We start from the raw sequence: 15,318 nt of genomic DNA on the forward strand, positions 1-15,318 counted from the left end.
TAAACACGGTCAACCTCCTGCCGTCTGTACGCCCGACTCAGATGCCGATGACTGCGCGCAGGGCGAAGAGCGCGTTCTCCTTGCGCTCGCGGACGCGGCGGTAGAAGTACTGGAACCACTTGTCGCCGTAGGGGGCGTACTGCCAGACTTCGACGCCGTCGGCGGCGAGTTCTCGCTGGGCGTCTTCGCGGACACCCATGAGCATCTGAATCTCGTACTCGCGGTCGTACTCCGCGGCGAGTTCCCGAGTGTGCGCAATCATCGCCGGGTCGTGACTGCCGACGGCGATGCCGCCGACGTATGCGTCGAAGAGATAGTCGAGGAGGTCTTCGTACACTTCGTCGACCTTCGACTTCTTCTTGTACGCGATAGACGCGGGTTCGTCGTACGCGCCCTTCACGAGACGAATCTTTCCGGGCACGTCCGCGAGCCGTTCGAGGTCGTCCCGCGTCCGTTTCAGATTCGCCTGTACGCACAGTCCCATGCCGCCGTCGAACTCGCGGGCGAGTTCTTCGAAGGCGTCGAGGGTCACGTCCGTCGTCTCGTGGTCTTCCATGTCGCACCAGCAGAAGACGTCGTGTTCGTCGGCCGCTTCCGCGATGCGCCGGTAGTTCTCTTCGAACACGTCGTCGCCGATGTCGAGGCCGATTTGCGAGGGCTTGACCGAGATGCAGGCGTCGAGGTCGGTCGCAGCGATATCTTCGATGAGTCGGACGTACTGGTCGGCGTCGTTGTCGGCAGGCCCGCGTTCGTGGTAGTGCTCGCCGAGCAGATTCAAGATGACCGCCACACCGTCGTCGTTCATCGCCCGGGCGTGGTCGAGCGCCTCCGTCGCGGACTCTCCCGCGACGAAGTTGCTCGCGATAGGCGGAATCATGACGAAAGATACCGACCGTCTGGTATTCATACTTCTCATCTCGCCCCTCTCGTAATCGAGTGACTCCGTCGCCACCCCGTCGTAGAAAACCGTCGGGACTTACATTCCTCCCGTTTGACGTACTCGTATGGCCGTCTCTCTCGCCGCTCTCGTCGTCACTGCGTTCTGGGCGATGCTGCCCGCGTACGTCCCGAACAACGCTGCCGTTCTCGCCGGTGGGGGCCGCCCCATCGACGGCGGCCGGACGTGGGATGGTCGGCGCGTCCTCGGAGACGGGAAGACGTGGCGCGGAACCGCCGCGGGGACGCTCGCCGGGACGCTCCTCGCACTCGTCCTCAACGTCCTCGAACCCACGCTCTCGGGCCTCGTCGGATTCTCCCTTCCCACGTTTCCAGTCGCCGCCGGAGTCGGCCTCGCACTCGGCGCGATGCTCGGCGATATCGGGGCATCGTTCCTGAAGCGCCGGTCGGGTCGCCAACGTGGTGCGGCGTTTCCGGGCCTCGACCAACTCGACTTCGTCGTCGGTGCGCTCGTTCTCGGGTATGTCGCCGCCCCCGCGTGGTTCACGGCGACGTTCACACTCCCTGTCCTCGTCATAGTGCTCGTGATGACGCCGGTTCTCCACGTCGTCACGAATGTGGGGGCGTATCTGTTGGGACTGAAGAACGAACCCTGGTAACCCACTTTTTCTGCGTCGGGGTCGCCGGACGCGACCCGCGAGTCGCCCGTGAAGAAGCGAGACGTCACCGACGTCTCGCCCTCCTTGAAAAACCTGTCTTCGTGAGCGTCAGCGAACGAAGGCTCGTGAGACGCCACGCGTCTCACGGTGGACCAAAGAAAGGCCGCGAGACTCGGCTTTCGGCCTCGCTCGCGGTACAACGTCGGTGTACATCGCTCCACCATTGGAACCGATACACCCACAACCCATGGTTGTGTCAAACAGACCATACGATGAGCGTACTCTTGGACCTCTTGAAGCACATCTTCACCGGCGCGATCGAACTCTTCGTCCTCGATTCGGCGGCTGACCGTGAACAGGCGAGTCGTCAACTGTGGGTTCGCCGACTCGCCGTCGTGGCTGTAATCGTCGTCTCAGCAGGGGTGGTCTGGACGGTCTCTTCGCCAGTGCGGTGGGTCGGTGCAGTCGTTGGATTGCTCGCGTTTTTCTACGGACTCTACGCAGAGTTACGCTACGAGTAAGTCGCAGCGCGGTGCACCCGCTCACACCGAACCGTCCCGCTTAAGCGCCTCGCTGCTGCCACTCGTACCAAGATGGCGAACACAGAACTCATCGCGGCGCTTCGCGACGCCGACGCGGTCCAGTTCGGAGAGTTCGAACTCTCTCACGGTGGCACCTCGAACTACTACGTCGACAAGTATCTCTTCGAGACCGACCCTCGATGTTTGAAACTCATCGCCGAGGCGTTCGCCGAACTCGTCGCAGACGACGAGAAACTCGCGGGCGTCGCGCTCGGAGCCGTCCCACTCGTCGCCGCGACGGCAGTCGAGACGGGCAAACCCTACGTCATCGCCCGGAAGAAGGCCAAAGAGTACGGCACGGCCAAACGCATCGAAGGCGCACTCGACGAGGGCGAACACGTCGTCGTCCTCGAAGACATCGCCACGACGGGCCAGAGCGCCGTCGATGCCGTCGAAGCCCTCCGCGACGCTGGTGCAGTCGTCGACCGAGTCATCGTCGTCGTCGATCGACAGGAGGGTGCCGAGGAGCTTCTTGCCGACCACGATATCGAACTGGAGTCGCTTCTCACCGCCGACGATTTACTCGCAGACGCCGACCGCTAACCACGTTCGTGCCCATACACGCTTGTGACCAAGTAGCGCACGAATTGCAATCGAAGTATTCATTTTTGTGCAACCACGAAACCGAAGGCATGAACAGAGCAGAGAAGGCCGCACTCCAGTTGCAGGCAGTCTCCGTCCTCCGGATGCTCAAAGAGACCCGGACGTACGACGAACTGGCCGAACTGACTGGGCTGCCGGCCGGGGACCTCAACCGCTACGTCAACGGGCACGTCCTGCCTGGCGTCGAACGCGCCCGAGAGGTCGTCGAAGGTGTCGGCCGTGACGCACTCGCAGACGAACTCGAAGCACGCGTTCGCTTCGACGACGAAGGCTACGTCGACAACTCTGACGTCGTCTTCGACCAGTCGTTCCTCGACCTCGTCGCACCCGTCGCGGCGAACACGCTGCAGTTCGAGCGACCGGACGTCATCCTGACCGCGGCGACGGACGGAATCACGCTCGGTGCAGCGATGGCGAGTTACTTCGGCGCACGGCTCGCGTACGCGAAGAAGTCCAAAGAGACGGCCATCGTCGACTTCATCGAGTCGCGGCAGCGCCTCGCCTCCGGTATCGAACTGACCTACTATCTCCCCGCCAGCGCCATCGACGCCGGTGAACGCGTCCTCGTCGTGGACGACCTCATCCGCTCCGGCGAGACGCAGGAACTGCTCTTGGATATCGCTCTGCAGGCCGACGCCAACATCGCCGGCGTCTTCGCACTCATCGCCGTCGGCGACGAGGGCACGAACCGCGCCAGCGAACTCACCGACGCCCCAGTCGGTGCGCTGTCGGTCTTCGAATAATCCAGCACGCCCGATTCGACGCGGATTTCAGTACCCTTTTTACGCCGTTTCGCATCGCTTCGACGGGTTACGATACAGATTGGAGGTCGCACCTGGACGCGTTCGGCTACTCCCTCGACTGCTCGCTCGACACGAATGGGCACGATGAGACTGTCCAGTCGCCACTCGGGCTGACGCTCGCTGGGCTGCGGACACGGCTGGTGTCTCCGCTCGGTCTCGTTTCATCGCAGTTCGTGACACACTGGTGACGAGAATATTCTATTTTCAAGAGTGTTTTAAAAGGAAATAAGCATGGCTGTGCGGTTCACCTCCGTAAATCACCCAATTAGACACACTTTCGTGCATACATCCCTCCATTGGATGGTAATACTTATGTGTGCAATCGTGGGTATGCTTAGTCGTGCATCATGGGGCTCTCTGAAACCCTCGCAAATTACTTCGACGTGCATAAACATGGGTCCACGGTCAGGACCGAGATTCTGGCGGGTATCACGACGTTCCTGACGATGTCGTACATCGTCGTCGTCAACCCCTCGATTCTCACGGACCAACCATTCATCGACGGTGTCGACGGCATCGCAATCGCTGGCTACGCGCCGGGTGAGGTGCAGTCGATGCTCGCCGTCGTCACCATCCTCGCCGCCGCCGTGGCGACGTTGACGATGGCCTTCTACGCGAACAGACCGTTCGCGCAGGCACCGGGCCTCGGCCTGAACGCGTTCTTCGCGTTCACTGTCGTCGGCGCGTTAGGCGTCCCGTGGCAGACGGCACTCGCCGCCGTCTTCGTCGAGGGTATCATCTTCATCGCGCTCACTGCCGTCGGCGCGCGTGAAGCCATCATCAAAGTGTTCCCCGAACCAGTCAAACTGGCCGTCGGGACCGGTATCGGTCTCTTCTTGACCATCATCGGACTGCAAGCGATGGGAATCGTCGTCAACGACGCGGCGACGCTCATCACCCTCGGTAACCTCGCGTCGAGTCCGGTCGCGATGATCTCCATCGTCGGCCTGTTCCTCACGTTCGGCCTCTACGCGGCGGGCATCCCCGGTTCCATCATCCTCGGCATCATCGCGACGACGGTGCTCGGATGGGGCCTCACCACCGGAGGCATCGTCTCGCCCGACGCCGGTCTCGTCGCCGGTTCGTCGGCGGCGACCTACGACATCACGCCGCTCGTCGGCGCGTTCATCGGCGGGTTCGGCAACGTCGAAGCGTTCAGTTTCGCGCTCATCGTCTTCACGTTCTTCTTCGTCGACTTCTTCGACACTGCGGGCACCCTCGTCGGTGTCGGACAGGTCGCAGGCTTCCTCGACGAAGACGGTGACCTTCCGGACATCGACAAGCCGCTCATGGCCGACGCAATCGGTACCACGGTCGGGTCCATGCTCGGCACCTCGACGGTCACCACCTACATCGAGTCCGCGACGGGTGTCGAAGAAGGCGGTCGCACGGGCCTCACCGCGCTCGTCGTCGCCGGTCTCTTCATCGCGTCGCTCGCGCTCGTTCCCCTCGCGACGGCCGTTCCGCTCTACGCGTCGCACATCGCGCTCGTCGTCATCGGCGTCGTGATGCTCCGCAACGTCGTCGACATCGCCTGGGACGACATCACCCACACCATCCCGGCCGGCATGACCATCCTCGTCATGCCCTTTACGTACTCTATCGCCTACGGTATCGCGGCGGGTATCGTCTCGTACCCGCTCGTGAAAGTCGCCGCCGGCGACTACGAAGACGTGAGTGCGGGCCAGTGGGCCCTCGCCGTCGCGTTCGTCATCTACTTCGTCGTCCGGACCTCCGGAATGCTGCAAGCACAGGTCTGAGACGACGCTTCTCGCGTTTCTTCCCCCACCGTTCGACGGTGTGCCGCTTGCACCGGCGGCACACATCTCCGCCGGCCTTTTTGTAGTGGCCTCCATACCACCGGACGATGTCAAACCTCATCCTCTACGAACTGGAGGGCTGCCCGTACTGCGCGAAGGTCAAGAACAAACTCGCTGAACTCGACATGGAGTACGAGTCCCGGACGGTCCCGCGCGCCCACTCGGAGCGAACCGAAGTCAGGGAAGTCAGTGGCCAGACCGGCGTTCCCGTTCTCGTCGATGAGGCGAACGATATCGAAGGCATGCCCGAGAGCAGCGATATCGTGGAGTACCTCGACCAGACCTACGGCGCAGCGAACTAATCACCACACCCCCGACCTGCGTCGGAGCGCCCTTTCGAACTACGCTTTTCTGCGGAACGCCGTCTCGTAACTCGCCCGAAGTGCGTCAGTCAGTTCGCCGACGCGGTTCGGCTCGATATCGACCGTCACCCACGACCCGATGAGTCGCCCGTTCGCTTCGAACGGAAGGATTCGGTGGTCCGCAGCGACGGCGACTCGGGCGTCGTCGGGGAGCGACGTCAGTGATACTCCCTGTTCAGACGTGACGGCGAACAGCGTCCCGTTCGCCCGAAACGACGGCTTTCCGAACATCGTCGTTCGCTCGACTGCCTCCCACTCTCCGGCGACTCGCATCACCGCCGCCGCGAGTGACTCGACTGTCGCCTGCGACGCCTCTCTCGACTTCGACATACTCGTGGCTACGTCAGGAATCACGATAACGATGTGTGGCGCGACGCGTACGTGCGACGTGCAGAGCGAGCGCGTTCCGCGTCAGGTGCGTTCCGCGTCAGGTGCGTTCCGCGTCAGGTGCGTTCCGCGTCAGGTTTCGGCCGGGTCGCGGGCGCGTTCGCGAATCAGGTCGCGAATCTTGTCGGGGTCGTTGATGGACGCGAGTTCTTCACAGCTTACGATGCCGGTTCCGTCGACTGACTCTCGCTTCTGTGTCTCTTCGACGAAGTAGACAGAACGGGTGCGAGTGATTTCACCGAGCGACGACATAATCTGTGCGCGCTTCTGGGCGCTCCGCGTAAACGGCGAGTGGCCGGTGAGGACGTTCGTCTCTTTGTGCCGACCATCGTCTTCGCTCACGGCTTTGAACGGTGCGCGAGCGGTCGGGTGAACCGTAAACCCGGCCTGTGTGAGTATCGAGACGACGTGTTCGTCGTCGGGGTCGGCGGCCGGGTCTTTGGGCGTCGGTTCGGAGTCGCGAACGTCTTCGGCACCGTCCAGTACGTCGACCGGGTTCGAGAAGGGGCGGTCGAACAGCTCTTCGAGTTGAATCGCCACGTCGATGCTCGCGTTCATCCCGCTTTCGTACTTCGAGACGGTCCGACGCGAGACACCGAGTTCGGTCGCGAGGCGGCCCAGACTCCAGCCACGCTCTTTGCGTTCTTCTGCGAGGATGTCGCCGTCGAGACTCACGTAGAGGCCACCCGGTGCGGCGTAGATGAGCGGCGGGACGCCCTCGACGAACATATCCATCGCGGAGTCGGGGTTCAACACCGGCACGCCGTGACGGAAGTAGACGACGCCGGGCTTGAGGTCCTCGTTACGGGTTCGAAGGCCGATGACGAGGGGTGTCGCGTCGAGATACGAGCCGAGGCGGCGCATCTCTGCGCCGGTCACGCCGTCGAACGCGTCGATGTTCCCCAGTATCTTGAGCAGCAACAGATCCTCACCTCGTCTGGCGGCGAGGTCGAAGCTCTTCGGCCGGATGGCGATGCGGTCGCTCACGACGAACCCCGCATCTTGGAGCATCGCGGCGATATTACCAACCAGCGCTGACCGGGACATAGGGGGCAATAAGCGATTCGGCCCATAAAGCGTTTTCCCCGGAAATCGCCGCCCTCGCGGACTCGTCTCCCTTCTCTGGGCCTCATTTATATAGTCGGTGTGACCCGAAAGGCGTTACTTCACCCTTCGGCTATCTCCGGCGATGACCGTCATCGGCCTCGACGATACCGACTCCCGGACGCTCGGGATGTGTACGACCTATCTCGCGACGCTGGTCGCCGAGGCCATCGAAGCGCAGGGTGGCACCGTCGAGCGACGACTCCTCGTCCGGTTGAATCCCGCCGTCGAACACAAGACGCGGGGGAATGCGGCGCTGGCTATCCATACGGACCTCCCGGCAGGCGTCGCCTTCGACGTGGCGCGCGACGAACTCGACCGGTGGGCAATCGTCGACGACGACCGAACCAGTCCGGGTCTCGTCGTCGCACCGGGGTCACCCGACACCATCTCGACTGCCGTCGAGCGATTCGCCTACGACGCCGTCCGCGACTTCCACGACATCGACGACGCGGTCACACTGGCGTCCGAGTCTGGATTCCTCACCGAAGGATGGCACGGAGGGCGCGGGCGAATCGGTGCGCTCGCCGCAATCGGTGCGTGGGCCGCCTTCGACGAGTGGACGTACGAACACATCTCGTATCGGGAGTTCCACCGGTGTGGAACACCCCGCGACGTCGACATCGACTCGGTGTTCGAGGCCGCAGACGATGGCTATCCCGAGGCGTGGGACACTGTCGACCACGGCGAAGGCGAAGCCGTCTGCGTTCCCAACGCTCCCGGGCCGATTCTCCACGGCATCCGCGGTGACGACCCGTACGTTGTCAGTGCAGTCGCCGACGCAATCGAGTCCGAACCCGTCGACTGCGCTGTGACGTTCCTCACGAATCAGGGGAGTGATGCGCACCTTCGCGACGGAACGCTCGACACGCTCCGCGATGGCCGTGCCTACCGCGTCACCGGACAGGTCGCATCGGCCCCCGAGACACGGACCGGCGGCCACGTCTTTTTCGACCTCGAAGCGGACGACACGACGGTGCAGCTGGCGGCGTTCGAACCGACGAAACGCTTCCGTGACCGCGTTCGGTCGCTCAGGGTCGGTGACCGCCTCACCGCCTGTGGCGAAGTCTCGGACGGAACGCTCAAACTCGAAAAGTTCGCGATTCGGGAGTTGGTGCGGACGGAACCTGCCACACCGACCTGCCCCGATTGCGGGCGGACGATGAAGAGCGCCGGGCGAAATCAGGGCTATCGCTGTCGCGACTGCGGTACTGATGCCCCCGGGAAGGTCGACCGACCAATCGACCGTGGCCTCGAACGCGGGTGGTACGAAGTACCGCCGTGTGCACGACGACACATCGCGAAACCGCTGGTTCGCGGCGGATTCGACGCACCGACGCATCCTGAGCGGTAGCGGTCAGTCCTGAATCGACAGCGGTCAGTCCTGAACCCTCAGGCCTGAACCACCAGTATATTCGTGTTCTCCCGTCTGTCGACGAACGAACTCCCAGCGGGCGCTTTCACGTCCACGACGAGCGTCCCGTCTTCTCTGTTCGCGCCCAGCTCAGGGTCGAGTGACACCGTGGTTGCCCCGGTATCGTCGGTCGTCCCCCGGGGTATGCCCTCGTTTTCGAGGTCCGCAGTCCCTGATTTCACGATAACCGTCGCCCCTTCGACCGGGTTGTCCTCGTGGTCGACGACGGTGAACGTGATGTCCTGGTCTTCCGGCGTAATCACGTCAGGTGACGGTTTCACGTCGAGTTCCGAGGTGGCGAGTCCCTGCACGCCAGAGAGCATGTTGAGCATGACACTCATGGCTGCGACGCCGACGACGAGTGCGACGACGAGACGAACTGGCAGTCCTTCGATGGCGCGCGTGTCTGACCGAAACAGATCGAGCATAGCCCGTCTGGCCGCGGATTCGTATATAAACCTACGTCCGGAGGTTCAAGTCAGATTCCGCGGCCATCCATCTCCATGCACGTCATCGGTCGACACTCGGACGACGATGGACCAGTCTGCCGCTTCGGAACGTACCGCGCCCGCGACGGCAGCGACGGCGCGGCCGTCGGACTCGACGTGAACCACCCGCACGCGGCCGTCGTCGTCGGCAAACGCGGGAACGGGAAGTCGCACACGCTCGGTGTCGTCGCCGAAGGACTGGCCCGCGCCGATGGTGTCACACCTGTCGTCGTCGACCCGATGGGGGTCTTCGGCGGACTCGAAGACTCGCCAACCGACGCGACGGTTCACCACTCGCCAACCGTTCGCGCCGATGCACTCCCACCGAGTGCGTGGCCGGACCTTCTCGGCCTCGATTCGACTGGCCCGGTGGGGTCGCTGGTCTGGCGTCTCGCCGCCGACTCAGCGTCGCTCGAAGCGATGCTGGCCGCCGTCGCGCACGCCGACGCTGCACCCGAAACTCGCCGGGCGGCGACGAACCATCTCACACTCGCGGAGTCGTGGGGCGTGTTCGACCCGGATGGGTTGGCACCAGAATCTCTCTGCGGGTCGCACCCAGATGTGCTCGACCTCTCGGGTCTCGATTCGACACCGGCGAGTGCCGTCGTTCGCGTCGTTGCACGCGGACTGTACGAGGCGAGAGTCACTGGTTCAGTCGACCTAATCCCGTGGCTCCTCGTCGACGAAGCACACGCGTTCGTCGGCACGACTGCCGACCCGGCGCTCAGAACGATTCTCACGCGTGGGCGCGCCCCCGGCGTCGGCATCGCGCTCGCGACGCAGCGACCCTCGGCACTCCCCGACGTTGCCGTCTCGCAGGCCGACTTGCGAATCGTCCACCGCCTCACTGCCGGCCCCGACGTGTCGGCGATGACTGTTGCCGACCCGACGTACTTCGACGAGACGCTCAGTGCGCGACTCCCACGGGAACGCGGGTGCGCGCTCGTCGTCGACGACACGACCGAGTCTGTTCACGACGTTCGCGTTCGTCCACGTGAGACGAGCGATGGTGGTGCAAGCCCGACTGCCGTCTCGTCGCTCGCCAGTACCGAAACCATAGAGTAACCGCTCAGGTTGAGTGACGGTATGGACCGTTCGGAACTGGCGCTGGTCGCCTTCGGTGGGTTGCTCGGGGCGACACTCCGCTACCTCGTCGCCGTCGCCGTTCCGGGGACGGGCGGGACGCTCGTCGTGAACGTCCTCGGGAGTTTCGCCCTCGGGACGTTCGTCACCACCGTCTCCTCGCGCCGGGTCCAGTTGCTCTTCGGAACGGGCCTGCTCTCGTCGTTTACGACCTACAGTACGTTCGCCGTTCAGACTGCCGAACTCACGATGGCTGGCGGACTCGTCAACGTCGGTGCGAACTACGTCCTCGGCTTCGCCGCCGCAGCGCTGGGACTCGCAGTCGGAGGAAAACGATGAGTCTCTCGTTCACATCGGTCGTTCTCGTCGGTCTCGGCGGCATGCTGGGCGCAGTCTCCCGGCACGTCGTCGACCAGCGAATCGTCGGCACGTGGAGCACCTTCACTGTCAACGTCCTCGGGAGCATCGCGTTGGGATTCATCGTCACCGCACCCACTGGCGACGTGGCGGCGACGCTCGCCGGGACTGGATTCTGCGGTGCGTTTACGACGTTCTCGTCGTTTGCGGTGGGTGTGGTCGAACTCCTCGACGTGGGTGACTACCGAACTGCGGCACGATACGCCTTCGGCACGTTGCTGGCGGCGTTGCTCGGGGTGGCGATTGGCGGCGCGATGGGCGGGATTGTTGGGTGATTGAGCGAAGTGAACGGACCCAACGGGATTTGAACCTCAGTCGCTCCACTCGCTGACGCTCGCTTCGCTCCTTGGCTCAAATCTGGTGAGACTCCGTCTCACCGAGTCTCGTTCGCGTCGCTCACGAGACTCCCGCCTGCCACCGCTTACAGATTTCACTCGCTGTCGCTCGGCGACGAGACGCCTCGCTGGAGGAGTTGAAATCAGAGAAGCGCCCGAGGCGGGATTTGAACCGTGCCGACATCGCTCGTTGGCACTCGCTTGTCGTCGGGTTCAAACCCTCTGTGGGGTATTTACGAGAATTACGCTCGCGCCGAGACGAGACTCGGCGCTCGTCGAGTAATTCATCGAAAAGTACGCCCGAGGCGGGATTTGAACCCGCGTCACGACCGTGACAGGGTCGTATGATGGGCCACTACACCACCCGGGCTTACTGAAGTGAGTTGTCGGATACGGAGAGCGCCCGAGGCGGGATTTGAACCCGCGTCACGACCGTGACAGGGTCGTATGATGGGCCACTACACCACCCGGGCCCTCCGTCTGCAATCATCCGTAGCCGAGGTTTATAGATAAGACTTACCATCTGGTCTGCCCTTGGCCTGCGGTACCGCGATTCCTGCCCCGAAGACATTTATATCGCGATACCGCATGACAACATGTGACGATTCGCGCATCTCCGGTGCGTGACCTCCGATAGCCCTGCCTTTCTTCGACGCAGTTAACAAGTGTTAAATGGCTGGCTCCCAAAATCTGCCGTAGTATCCCGTGACAGCTTCTTCCAGCACCCAGCAGCACCATACATGGTAGACGTAAGCCAACACACACTGGTTCCAGAACACACCGTTCTCGACGACGAGGAAGTCGAGAATGTGTTACAGGAGTACAACGTCAAGAAGACGAATCTCCCGAAAATCAAGAGGAAAGACCCGGCGCTCCCGGACGACGCAGAGCCCGGTGACGTCATCAAGATTGTCCGGAATTCGCGAACGACCGACAAAGCAGTCGTATATCGACTGGTGATCGAATGAATCGTCAAGCTCGACGCGAGGTCTCTCGCAAGTACTTCTCTGAAGAACGGCTCGCAGAACATCACTTCCGCTCGTTTAACGCGTTCTTAGAACGCGGCATGTCCGAGGTCGTCGAAGAGAAGGCGACCATCGAGACCGACATCGGTGACAAAGAGGGCGAAGAACCCGTCTACGTCGAACTCGGTGGCGTCCGCGTCGAGACGCCCCGTGTCCGCGAGGCAGACGGTTCTGAGGAACTGCTCTTCCCGCAGGAAGCGCGCCTGCGCAACATCACCTACTCCGCCCCCGTGTTCATGGAGATGTCCATCGTCCGCGGCGGCGAAGAAGAAGAGGAAGTCGTCGTCGACACCGCCGAGACGAAGGTCGGCCGGATGCCCATCATGGTGGGCTCCTCGAAGTGTAACATCGCGGAACTCTCCGACGAGGACCTCGTCGAAATCGGTGAAGACCCCGTCGACCCCGGTGGCTACTTCATCGTCAACGGTTCCGAGCGCGTGCTCATGACCTCCGAGGACCTGGCACCGAACAAGATTCTCGCTGAGTACGACACGAAGTACGGCGACGAGATTCAGGTCGCCAAGACGTTCAGTCAACGCCGTGGCTACCGCGCACTCGTTCTCTGTGAGCGTAACCGCGAAGGACTCCTCGAAGTGTCGTTCCCCTCGGTTTCGGGCAGCGTCAACTTCGTCACGCTCGTGCGTGCACTCGGCCTCGAATCCGACGAGGAGATCGTCCACCGCGTCTCCGACGACCCGGAGATTGTGAAGTTCATGCTCGAAAACCTCGAAGAGGCCGACGTTCAGACCCAGGAACAGGCCATCGAGGCACTCGGCAAGCGCGTCGCTGGCGGACAGGGCAAGAACTACCAGCTCAAGCGCGCCAACTACGTCATCGACCGCTACCTCCTTCCGCACCTCCACGAAGAGGGTGCCGAAGAAGAGGAAGTGCGCATGAACAAGTCGTACTACCTCTGCCGCATGGCCGAGGCGTGTTTCGAACTCGCACTCCAGCGTCGCGAGTCCGACGACAAAGACCACTACGCCAACAAGCGCCTCAAGGTGTCCGGCGACCTGATGAAGGACCTCTTCCGGACGGCGCTCAACAAGCTGGCACGCGACGTGAAGTACCAGCTCGAACGTGCGAACATGCGTAACCGGAACCTCACGGTCAACACCGTGGTCCGGTCCGACGTGCTCACGGAGCGTCTCGAACACCCGATTGCGACGGGGAACTGGGTGGGTGGCCGCTCCGGCGTCTCCCAGCTCGTCGACCGCACCGACTACATGGGTGTGCTCTCTCACCTCCGCCGTCTCCGCAGTCCGCTGTCGCGCTCGCAGCCTCACTTCGAGGCACGCGACCTGCACGCGACCCAGTGGGGTCGCATCTGCCCGTCTGAAACGCCAGAAGGGCCGAACTGTGGTCTGGTGAAGAACTTCGCGCAGGCGATGGAGCTCTCTCAGAACGTCGAAGACGAACAGGCACTGAAACGAGAACTTGCGTCGATGGGTGTCGAGGGAATCCCCGGCATCGACAGCATCGACGCCACACCCGCAGACGACTAACATGGCTCAGGCACAGCGAGAAGCGAAAGTATACGTCAACGGTAGTCTCGTCGGGACGCACCCCGACCCCAACCAACTCGCAGCGCAGATTCGCGAGGCACGTCGCCGCGGCGACGTCAGCCAGATGGTGAACGTCTCCGTCAAGGAGCGCACCCGCGAAGTTATCATCAACGCGGACGCCGGGCGTGCCCGTCGTCCCCTCATCGTCGTCGAAGACGGCGAACAGCTGCTCACGGACGAACACGTCGAAGCCCTCGAAAACGACGAACTCGATTTCGAGGACCTCGTCGAGCGCGGACTCGTCGAGTTCATCGACGCCGAGGAAGAAGAGGACATCTACGTCGCCGTCGACGAAGACGAACTCAACGAGGACCACACGCACCTCGAAATCGACCCACAGCTCATCTTCGGTATCGGTGCCGGGATGATTCCGTACCCGGAACACAACGCGTCGCCGCGTATTACGATGGGTGCAGGGATGATGAAGCAGTCGCTGGGGATTCCGGCCGCGAACTACCGAATTCGCCCGGACACCCGCCAGCACCTCATGCACTACCCACAGCTCTCGATGGTCAAGACCCAGACCACAGAGCAGATTGGGTTCGACGAGCGACCGGCCGCCCAGAACTTCGTGGTGGCCGTCATGTCCTACGAGGGCTTCAACATCGAGGACGCACTCGTCATGAACAAGGGGTCTGTCGAGCGCGCACTCGCCCGTTCGCACTTCTTCCGGACCTACGAGGGCGAAGAACGTCGCTACCCCGGCGGTCAGGAAGACCGCTTCGAGATTCCGTCGCAGGACGTGCGTGGCGCACGCGGTGAAGACGCCTACTCACACCTCGACGAAGACGGCCTCGTCAACCCCGAAACGGTCGTCGACGAGAACTCCGTCCTCCTCGGCAAGACGTCGCCGCCGCGGTTCCTCGAAGAACCGGACGACATGGCGGGTCTCTCGCCGCAGAAGCGCCGCGAAACCTCTGTCACCATGCGCTCCGGTGAGTCCGGTGTCGTGGACACCGTTACCCTGATGGAAGGAGAAGACGGGTCGAAACTCGCCAAGGTCTCCGTTCGCGACCAGCGCGTTCCGGAACTCGGTGACAAGTTCGCATCCCGGCACGGACAGAAGGGTGTCGTGGGCCACTTGGCACCACAGGAAGACATGCCCTTTACCGCAGACGGCGTCGTTCCTGACCTCGTCCTCAACCCGCACGCACTGCCGTCGCGCATGACGGTCGGTCACGTGCTGGAGATGCTGGGCGGCAAAGTCGGCGCACTCGAAGGCCGCCGCGTCGACGGCACTGCCTTCCAGGGCGAAAACGAACACGAACTCCGCTCTGCACTGGAAGAACGCGGCTTCATGTCCTCCGGCAAGGAGGTCATGTACTCCGGCGTGACCGGCGAGAAGATCGAGGCCGAAATCTTCGTCGGCATCATCTTCTACCACAAACTGTACCACATGGTGAGCAACAAGCTGCACGCCCGTTCGCGCGGGCCGGTGCAGGTGCTCACCCGGCAACCGACCGAGGGTCGTGCCCGCGAGGGTGGCCTTCGTCTCGGGGAGATGGAGCGTGACACCGTCATCGGCCACGGGGCCGCGATGGTGCTGCAGGAACGCCTGCTCGACTCCTCCGACAAGGAGAGTGTCTACATCTCTGCGGACACTGGCATGGTCGCCGTCGAAGACCGTGACCAGCGCCGTATCTACGACCCCGTCACCGGTGACGAGGACAACATCCACGAAATCGACATCAGCTACGCGTTCAAGCTGCTCTTAGACGAGATGGTCGCACTCGGCGTTCGCCCGCGAATCGAGCTCAAGGACGCGGTCTAATCAC

At 62.7% G+C, this 15,318-nt stretch carries 17 protein-coding genes and 2 tRNA genes; 13 read left to right on the forward strand and 6 right to left on the reverse strand.

The features are described from left to right. Positions 1–37: 37 nt before the first annotated feature. The gene (locus ACK3SC_RS02135; RefSeq protein WP_416839925.1) at positions 38–877 is read right to left on the reverse strand and encodes a proline dehydrogenase family protein; all 840 of its coding nucleotides are present in this window, start codon (positions 875–877) and stop codon (positions 38–40) included. A 127-nt stretch (positions 878–1,004) separates the two neighbouring features. On the opposite strand from ACK3SC_RS02135, the gene ACK3SC_RS02140 reads away from it, so the two are divergent. The 6 genes from ACK3SC_RS02140 to ACK3SC_RS02165 all read left to right on the forward strand — a co-directional run bounded on the left by ACK3SC_RS02140 (position 1,005) and on the right by ACK3SC_RS02165 (position 5,665). Further along, positions 1,005–1,556, forward strand: coding sequence for a CDP-2,3-bis-(O-geranylgeranyl)-sn-glycerol synthase (locus tag ACK3SC_RS02140; protein WP_416838479.1), 552 nt, complete (start codon positions 1,005–1,007; stop codon positions 1,554–1,556). Positions 1,557–1,828: 272 nt separating this feature from the next. Further along, on the forward strand, positions 1,829–2,077 hold the full coding sequence (locus ACK3SC_RS02145) for a hypothetical protein (RefSeq protein WP_416838480.1): 249 nt from the start codon (positions 1,829–1,831) through the stop codon (positions 2,075–2,077). 72 nt (positions 2,078–2,149) lie between these two features. Beyond that, positions 2,150–2,680, forward strand: coding sequence for an orotate phosphoribosyltransferase (gene pyrE, locus ACK3SC_RS02150; RefSeq protein ID WP_416838481.1), 531 nt, complete (start codon positions 2,150–2,152; stop codon positions 2,678–2,680). Between the two features lie 89 nt (positions 2,681–2,769). Beyond that, the gene (locus ACK3SC_RS02155; protein ID WP_416838482.1) at positions 2,770–3,483 is read left to right on the forward strand and encodes a phosphoribosyltransferase family protein; all 714 of its coding nucleotides are present in this window, start codon (positions 2,770–2,772) and stop codon (positions 3,481–3,483) included. Positions 3,484–3,890: 407 nt separating this feature from the next. Next, positions 3,891–5,303, forward strand: coding sequence for an NCS2 family permease (locus ACK3SC_RS02160; RefSeq protein WP_416838483.1), 1,413 nt, complete (start codon positions 3,891–3,893; stop codon positions 5,301–5,303). Between the two features lie 107 nt (positions 5,304–5,410). Continuing rightward, the gene (locus tag ACK3SC_RS02165; protein WP_416838484.1) at positions 5,411–5,665 is read left to right on the forward strand and encodes a glutathione S-transferase N-terminal domain-containing protein; all 255 of its coding nucleotides are present in this window, start codon (positions 5,411–5,413) and stop codon (positions 5,663–5,665) included. Between the two features lie 39 nt (positions 5,666–5,704). On the opposite strand, the gene ACK3SC_RS02170 is transcribed toward ACK3SC_RS02165, so the two are convergent. Together ACK3SC_RS02170 and ACK3SC_RS02175 are read right to left on the reverse strand one after the other, a co-directional pair. Continuing rightward, positions 5,705–6,055: an MmcQ/YjbR family DNA-binding protein gene (locus ACK3SC_RS02170; protein ID WP_416838485.1), complete on the reverse strand. Its 351-nt coding sequence runs from the start codon at positions 6,053–6,055 to the stop codon at positions 5,705–5,707. A 129-nt stretch (positions 6,056–6,184) separates the two neighbouring features. Beyond that, entirely contained in the window at positions 6,185–7,159 is a 975-nt protein-coding gene (locus ACK3SC_RS02175) for a transcriptional regulator (RefSeq protein WP_416838486.1), read from the reverse strand. Positions 7,160–7,301: 142 nt separating this feature from the next. Between ACK3SC_RS02175 and ACK3SC_RS02180 the strand changes: the two genes are divergently transcribed. Further along, the gene (locus ACK3SC_RS02180) at positions 7,302–8,570 is read left to right on the forward strand and encodes a TiaS agmantine-binding domain-containing protein (RefSeq protein ID WP_416838487.1); all 1,269 of its coding nucleotides are present in this window, start codon (positions 7,302–7,304) and stop codon (positions 8,568–8,570) included. A 38-nt stretch (positions 8,571–8,608) separates the two neighbouring features. Here ACK3SC_RS02180 and ACK3SC_RS02185 read toward each other — a convergent pair whose 3' ends face one another. Next, positions 8,609–9,058 carry a carboxypeptidase regulatory-like domain-containing protein gene (locus tag ACK3SC_RS02185; RefSeq protein WP_416838488.1) on the reverse strand — a complete coding sequence of 150 codons (450 nt, stop codon included), beginning with the start codon at positions 9,056–9,058 and terminating at the stop codon, positions 8,609–8,611. Positions 9,059–9,133: 75 nt separating this feature from the next. Between ACK3SC_RS02185 and ACK3SC_RS02190 the strand changes: the two genes are divergently transcribed. From ACK3SC_RS02190 to ACK3SC_RS02200, 3 genes are read left to right on the forward strand one after another with little or no spacing between them, the layout of a single operon-like run. Beyond that, positions 9,134–10,183, forward strand: coding sequence for an ATP-binding protein (locus ACK3SC_RS02190; protein WP_416838489.1), 1,050 nt, complete (start codon positions 9,134–9,136; stop codon positions 10,181–10,183). A gap of 21 nt (positions 10,184–10,204) precedes the next feature. Further along, positions 10,205–10,540 (forward strand): CrcB family protein, encoded by a 336-nt coding sequence (locus ACK3SC_RS02195; protein WP_416838490.1) that lies wholly within the window; start codon positions 10,205–10,207, stop codon positions 10,538–10,540. Beyond that, the gene (locus ACK3SC_RS02200) at positions 10,537–10,893 is read left to right on the forward strand and encodes a fluoride efflux transporter FluC (protein WP_416838491.1); all 357 of its coding nucleotides are present in this window, start codon (positions 10,537–10,539) and stop codon (positions 10,891–10,893) included. Before ACK3SC_RS02195 ends, ACK3SC_RS02200 begins: the two co-directional genes overlap by 4 nt. A 357-nt stretch (positions 10,894–11,250) precedes the next feature. Here the strand turns inward: ACK3SC_RS02200 and ACK3SC_RS02205 are convergent. Together ACK3SC_RS02205 and ACK3SC_RS02210 are read right to left on the reverse strand one after the other, a co-directional pair. After that, positions 11,251–11,323: transfer RNA gene (locus tag ACK3SC_RS02205), tRNA-Asp, on the reverse strand. Positions 11,324–11,353: 30 nt separating this feature from the next. Beyond that, a tRNA-Asp gene (locus tag ACK3SC_RS02210) sits at positions 11,354–11,426 on the reverse strand. Positions 11,427–11,693: 267 nt separating this feature from the next. Here ACK3SC_RS02210 and ACK3SC_RS02215 point away from each other — a divergent pair. The 3 genes from ACK3SC_RS02215 to rpoB are packed head-to-tail and all read left to right on the forward strand — an operon-like array spanning position 11,694 to position 15,314. Then, on the forward strand, positions 11,694–11,921 hold the full coding sequence (locus tag ACK3SC_RS02215) for a DNA-directed RNA polymerase subunit H (protein WP_416838492.1): 228 nt from the start codon (positions 11,694–11,696) through the stop codon (positions 11,919–11,921). Continuing rightward, complete coding sequence (locus tag ACK3SC_RS02220; protein WP_416838493.1) at positions 11,918–13,483, forward strand: DNA-directed RNA polymerase subunit B''; 1,566 nt, start codon at positions 11,918–11,920, stop codon at positions 13,481–13,483. The genes ACK3SC_RS02215 and ACK3SC_RS02220 overlap by 4 nt, the downstream gene beginning before the upstream one ends. Before the next feature lies 1 nt (position 13,484). Further along, on the forward strand, positions 13,485–15,314 hold the full coding sequence (gene rpoB, locus ACK3SC_RS02225; RefSeq protein WP_416838494.1) for a DNA-directed RNA polymerase subunit B: 1,830 nt from the start codon (positions 13,485–13,487) through the stop codon (positions 15,312–15,314). The last annotated feature ends 4 nt before the right edge of the window (positions 15,315–15,318 follow it).

It is taken from the genome of Haloferax sp. DFSO52 (assembly GCF_048158745.1).
GTDB lineage: Archaea > Halobacteriota > Halobacteria > Halobacteriales > Haloferacaceae > Haloferax.

Excerpts from the sequence above, each read along its gene's own strand:
- ACK3SC_RS02180 (WP_416838487.1), top strand. The coding sequence starts at position 7,302 with ATGACCGTCATCGGCCTCGACGATACCGACTCCCGGACGCTCGGGATG.
- ACK3SC_RS02175 (WP_416838486.1), bottom strand. The coding sequence starts at position 7,159 with ATGTCCCGGTCAGCGCTGGTTGGTAATATCGCCGCGATGCTCCAAGAT.
- ACK3SC_RS02140 (WP_416838479.1), top strand. The coding sequence starts at position 1,005 with ATGGCCGTCTCTCTCGCCGCTCTCGTCGTCACTGCGTTCTGGGCGATG.
- rpoB (WP_416838494.1), top strand. The coding sequence starts at position 13,485 with ATGGCTCAGGCACAGCGAGAAGCGAAAGTATACGTCAACGGTAGTCTC.
- ACK3SC_RS02135 (WP_416839925.1), bottom strand. The coding sequence starts at position 877 with ATGATTCCGCCTATCGCGAGCAACTTCGTCGCGGGAGAGTCCGCGACG.
- ACK3SC_RS02215 (WP_416838492.1), top strand. The coding sequence starts at position 11,694 with ATGGTAGACGTAAGCCAACACACACTGGTTCCAGAACACACCGTTCTC.
- ACK3SC_RS02195 (WP_416838490.1), top strand. The coding sequence starts at position 10,205 with ATGGACCGTTCGGAACTGGCGCTGGTCGCCTTCGGTGGGTTGCTCGGG.
- ACK3SC_RS02200 (WP_416838491.1), top strand. The coding sequence starts at position 10,537 with ATGAGTCTCTCGTTCACATCGGTCGTTCTCGTCGGTCTCGGCGGCATG.
- ACK3SC_RS02160 (WP_416838483.1), top strand. The coding sequence starts at position 3,891 with ATGGGGCTCTCTGAAACCCTCGCAAATTACTTCGACGTGCATAAACAT.
- ACK3SC_RS02185 (WP_416838488.1), bottom strand. The coding sequence starts at position 9,058 with ATGCTCGATCTGTTTCGGTCAGACACGCGCGCCATCGAAGGACTGCCA.
- ACK3SC_RS02145 (WP_416838480.1), top strand. The coding sequence starts at position 1,829 with ATGAGCGTACTCTTGGACCTCTTGAAGCACATCTTCACCGGCGCGATC.
- pyrE (WP_416838481.1), top strand. The coding sequence starts at position 2,150 with ATGGCGAACACAGAACTCATCGCGGCGCTTCGCGACGCCGACGCGGTC.
- ACK3SC_RS02165 (WP_416838484.1), top strand. The coding sequence starts at position 5,411 with ATGTCAAACCTCATCCTCTACGAACTGGAGGGCTGCCCGTACTGCGCG.
- ACK3SC_RS02190 (WP_416838489.1), top strand. The coding sequence starts at position 9,134 with ATGCACGTCATCGGTCGACACTCGGACGACGATGGACCAGTCTGCCGC.
- ACK3SC_RS02155 (WP_416838482.1), top strand. The coding sequence starts at position 2,770 with ATGAACAGAGCAGAGAAGGCCGCACTCCAGTTGCAGGCAGTCTCCGTC.
- ACK3SC_RS02220 (WP_416838493.1), top strand. The coding sequence starts at position 11,918 with ATGAATCGTCAAGCTCGACGCGAGGTCTCTCGCAAGTACTTCTCTGAA.
- ACK3SC_RS02170 (WP_416838485.1), bottom strand. The coding sequence starts at position 6,055 with ATGTCGAAGTCGAGAGAGGCGTCGCAGGCGACAGTCGAGTCACTCGCG.